The following is a 680-nucleotide window of genomic DNA, read 5'->3' on the forward strand; positions in this document are numbered from 1 at the left end:
TCGAAAGGGATTGCTGGCGTGCCGGGCGTGTCGTTTGTGGTGCTGCTGGCAACGCTGGGTAGCGTAGGTATTCCGCTGGAAGGCCTGGCGTTTATTGCTGGTGTTGTCCGTATCCTCGACATGGCGCGTCCGGCGCTGAACGTGGTGGGTAATGCGCTGGCGGTGCTGGTGCTTGCCAAGTGGGAACACAAATTTGACCGCAAAAAGGCGCTGGCTTATGAGCGTGAAGTGCTGGGCAAATTTGATAAAACTGCGGATCAATAATTGAAGATTGCCGGGGTTATCCACCCGGCAATGTGTGGATGCCTGATGCGACGCTGGCGTGTCTTATCTGGCCTAACCCAATGAAATAACCACGCACCTCACTGCGCTATTCTGGGTTGAACTGCGGATTCGCCAACATAAAGCCGCCATCCACTATCAACGACTGCCCAGTGGTGTAATTTGCGCCCTCCGAACAAAGCCACACCACCAGGCTGGCAATCTCATGCGTTGCGCCAAAACGCCGCAAGGGAATCGAAGGCTCCGCGCCGGGCTTCACGTCGCCATCATCCATGCCGTTCATTGGCGTGGCGATCGCCCCAGGTGCGACTGCGTTCACCAAAATTTTATGCCTGACCAACTCCAGCGCCATTGCTTTGGTTAACCCGCCGAGCGCATGTTTAGCGGCTGTGTAGGCG

At 56.5% G+C, this 680-nt stretch carries 2 protein-coding genes; one reads left to right on the forward strand and one right to left on the reverse strand.

Annotation, left to right across the window (positions count from 1 at the left end):
• Positions 1–264: cation:dicarboxylate symporter family transporter (locus AC5O77_RS21875; RefSeq protein ID WP_494507188.1), on the forward strand; the 264-nt coding region annotated here is incomplete at its 5' end.
• 106 nt (positions 265–370) lie between these two features.
• Here the strand turns inward: AC5O77_RS21875 and AC5O77_RS21880 are convergent.
• On the reverse strand, positions 371–680 hold a 310-nt coding region (locus AC5O77_RS21880; protein ID WP_494507189.1), incomplete at its 5' end, for an SDR family oxidoreductase.

This window comes from Stenotrophomonas sp. INTA L402-1 (assembly GCF_059295135.1).